This window comes from Microbacterium sp. Bi128, from assembly GCF_918698205.1.
In genome coordinates, this window is sequence record NZ_CAKKMM010001237.1 from 1 (window position 1) to 1,527 (window position 1,527).

1 protein-coding gene and 1 pseudogene are annotated in these 1,527 nt (G+C 64.7%); both read left to right on the forward strand.

All coding sequences use genetic code 11. From position 1 onward, the window contains the following. Window positions 1–697: pseudogene (locus LQV45_RS31615) on the forward strand (MFS transporter); the annotation flags it as partial. Between the two features lie 114 nt (window positions 698–811). Beyond that, window positions 812–1,527 (forward strand): histidine kinase (locus LQV45_RS31620; protein ID WP_230011366.1); only part of this gene is annotated, 716 nt, incomplete at its 3' end.

Sequence of the window (1,527 nt, forward strand, 5' to 3'; positions counted from 1 at the left end):
ACCCGGGACCCGGCTCGGGCTGTGGAGCCACTTCACCGTCCAGTTCAGTGGCACGGTTTTTGCCATGACGTGGGGCTACCCTTTCCTGATTTCGGCCGAGGGGCTGGACCGCGGCACGGTCTCGGCCCTCATGGCGCTGTACGTCGCCGGCGCCATCGCCGCCGGACCGCTGATGGGTAGATTCGTTGCCCGGCATCCGCTGCGGCGCTCCACCATGGTGCTGCTCATTTCCGGATGCACCGCTGCCGCCTGGGCGGCGGTTCTGCTGGTGCCGGGACGAGCGCCGCTCTGGCTCTTGGCCGTGCTCGTGGTGACCCTTGCCGTCGGCGGCCCCGGTTCCATGATCGGCTTCGATTTCGCCCGGACCTTCAACCCGGCCCACCGGCTCGGCACCGCCACCGGGATCGTCAACGTGGGCGGCTTCATCGCCGCGCTCGTGTCCATTTACCTGATCGGGCTGGTGCTCGACGTCCTGCATGCCACCGGGTTCTCGCAGGGGGAGCTCTACGGCCTGGATCCGTTCCGCGTGGCCCTGAGCGTGCAGTTCCTGCTGCTGGCCGGGGGAGCAGGAGCCATCGTGGTGACCCGGCGGAAGGTCCGGCGCCAAATGGCGGCCCAGGGAGTCATGGTTCCGCCGCTGCTCAAGTCCCTGGCCGAGCAGCGCAGGCTGGTCGCGGAGCGCCGCCGCACGCCCTGAATATGTGGTGGGCCGGGCTGATCGGTCATCCGTATGGCTGAAGTTGTTCATTATCGGGGTTGAACTAACTTAGAACGAGCGTTGGAGATGTGGACGCCAGCTTAGGGTGAAGGCATGTTCAAACCGATCCAGTCTCTGAGGCTCCTCGCGGCACCGGCCACGTCCGTGCTGCTTCTGGGGACTCTCTTTATCCTGGAGGAGCGACATTTCGACCAGAACAGCGCCCTTCTGTTGGCGCTCCTGACCGGCGTCGCTGTGGCCGAGGTCCTGCCGGCCGCTGCCGTGGGGCTGGTTTTCGCCGCCTTGGCCCTGCAGAGCCTGAAGGTTTTCCCGTTGGTCTTTCTCTCGGGCGTGCTGAGCTACGCTGTCGTTCCGGTGGTCATCTTTGTCGCCGTCATCGGCTGGAAAGCCCGGAACCGGTGGGTCCTCCCCGTTGCTGCTGTCGTATTTGCCGGCATCATCACCGTCAACTGGTTCACCGACCAGACCTGGATCAACATCATCTTCGCCAGCCCGATCTACGGCAGGGGATTACTGCGAACCCTCACCTACGCCTTTCTGATCTTTGGAGCCTTCGCCGCCCTGAACCTCGCCGCCTGGGCCGTCGGTGTGGCAGTAAACAACGCCTCGAGGAGCCGAAGGGCGCAGCTCGCGGCGGAAACACGGCTGCGGGAGACCGCGACCGAACTCGCCATCGAACAAGAACGCAACAGAATCGCCGGGGAGCTCCACGACGTCCTGGCACATTCACTGACAGTCATCGTGGCCCAGGCCGACGGAATACGCTTCATCCACCGCACAGAACCGGAAAACGTGGAAGAAGCATCCAA